This is a genomic window from Streptomyces sp. NPDC006510, assembly GCF_040611955.1.
Lineage (GTDB): Bacteria > Actinomycetota > Actinomycetes > Streptomycetales > Streptomycetaceae > Streptomyces.
The window spans coordinates 1-2055 of record NZ_JBEXPH010000421.1 but is presented as its reverse complement, the minus strand read 5'-3'; the positions used below and the strand labels follow the sequence as shown (position 1 = coordinate 2055).

Genomic DNA, 2055 nt, shown 5'->3' with positions numbered 1-2055 from the left:
AGTTGCACTCGCGTCACGTACGACGGTCTACCGGACCAGACCGTGCCACGAAGGCACATCCCGCAGATTGATCACGACTCGATACGCACCCTAGTGTGATGCGCCAGAAAAGACAGTCTTAAGTGTGCTGCGCTGGTTTTCGGTGCTGGGTGGGCTGATTTTGGTGAGGTAGTCAGCGAGGGACTTGAGGATCTCGTCGGCGGTCTTGGTCCAGGTGAACGGCTGCGGGTTCTCGTTCCGGGTGTCGATCCAGGCGGTGATGTCCTTCTCCAGGGCTGTCACGGAGGTATGGACGACGCGGCGGATGAGTTTGTCTGTCAGCAGGCCGAACCAGCGCTCGACCTGGTTCATCCACGAGGAGCCGGTGGGGGTGAAGTGGACGTGGAAGCGGGGGTGTTTACCCAGCCACGTCTTGATCTCGGCGGTGTTGTGGGTGGCGTAATTGTCACAGACCAGGTGGACGTCGAGGCCGGTGGGCACGGCCTTGTCGATCCGGATCAGGAACTTCTTGAACTCGATGGCGCGGTGGCGGCGGTGCAGTTCCGATATGACGGTGCCGTCGGCGATGTTGAAGGCGGCGAACAGGCTGGTGATCCCGTGCCGGTAGTAGTCGTGGGTGCGGCGTTCGGGCATGCCCGGCATCATCGGCAGTACCGGCTGCGAGCGGTCCAGTGCCTGGATCTGGCTCTTTTCATCGACGCAGAGAACCACCGCCTTCTCCGGCGGATGGTGGTAGAGGCCGACGATGTCGACGACCTTCGCGACGAACTGCGGGTCGGTGGACAGTTTGAAGGAGTCCTGCAGGTGGGGCTTGAGGTCGAACTTCTTCCAGATCCGCCCGACGGTCGATTTCGACAGCCCACTGTGCTTCGCCATCGAGGCACGCGACCAGTGCGTGTCCTTGCCCGGGACGGACTCCAGAGTCGCCACGAGTACGTCCTCGACCTGGTCGAGCAGGACCGAGGGCGGCCTGCCGGGGCGGGGCTCGTCCATCAGCCCGTCCAGACGCAGGGTGACGAACCTGGAGCGCCAGCGGTTCACCGTCGCGTGGGCGATGCCGAGTTCGGCCGCGACCTCCTTGTTCGTCCCGCCCTCCGCACACCGCAGCACGATCTTCGCGCGCAGGGCCAGGAACTGCGCGGTCTTCGCCCGCCGCGCCCAGCGCGTCAGCTCCGCCCGCTCAGCTTCGCTGAGCACCAGGTCCGGCTTGCGCCGGCCCGGCCGCGGCTCATCCGCCAGACCCGCCAGTTGCCGGGCCACGAACCGCGAACGCCACTTGCGCACCGTCTCCACGGAGACCCCAGAGTCTGCCGCCACAGCGGTATTTGACGCCCCGTCCGCACAGGCCAGGACGATCCGCGCCCGCTCCGCCACACGGGCCGGCACCCCGCCACCCGCCCAGCGCAGCAACTCCGCACGCTCCTCAGCGGACAGTACGACCTCGACAGCACGCGGGCCTCGATGCGACATAAAAACAGCCTACAGACTTAAGAACGTCTTTTCTGGCGCATCACACTAGTGTGATGCGCCGGAGATCCATCGTTAGTTCCTGTATGAGTGTTTCTTCGGGTGTGCCCGCACCGCGTCGTGGTCCGAAGCTGGAACCGTTGTTGTTGTCCGTTGATGAGCGTGCGGTGTTGGAGCGTTGGGCCCGGCGGGCGACGTCTGCGCAGGCGGTGGCGTTACGGGCGCGGATCGTGCTGGCGTGTGCAGGCCCTGACGTTCCGCCGATTGTTGTGGTGGCGCGGGATCTTCGGGTCGCGGCGGATACGGTCCGCAATTGGCGTCGGCGGTTCCTGGCCGACCGGCTGGACGGGTTGGTGGGCGGTCGGCCCGGCCGGGCCTGTTCGGGCGATCGTGGGGGAGCGTGGACCCGCGGTGCGAGGGGTGTCGTGATCACTCAGGCGGTCGGTGCGGGTCCGACGCGCAGGGATGGACTATGAAGCTCTACCTCGCCGTGCCTGTTGTTCTGCTGGCGTTGCTCATCGCCGCCTCCGGCGTAGCGGCGGTTTCCCGTGGCTGGGTGCTGCCCATGAACCGGCGACCGGTCCGCCA

At 65.9% G+C, this 2055-nt stretch carries 2 protein-coding genes; one reads left to right on the top strand and one right to left on the bottom strand.

Annotated features, from left to right (window positions below):
• Positions 1–90: 90 nt before the first annotated feature.
• A complete protein-coding gene (locus ABZY11_RS44120) occupies positions 91–1470 on the bottom strand; it encodes an IS630 family transposase (RefSeq protein ID WP_356484566.1) in 1380 nt (459 codons plus the stop codon).
• Between the two features lie 53 nt (positions 1471–1523).
• Between ABZY11_RS44120 and ABZY11_RS44115 the strand changes: the two genes are divergently transcribed.
• Positions 1524–1943, top strand: coding sequence for a helix-turn-helix domain-containing protein (locus tag ABZY11_RS44115; protein WP_356484565.1), 420 nt, complete (start codon positions 1524–1526; stop codon positions 1941–1943).
• Positions 1944–2055 lie beyond the last annotated feature (112 nt).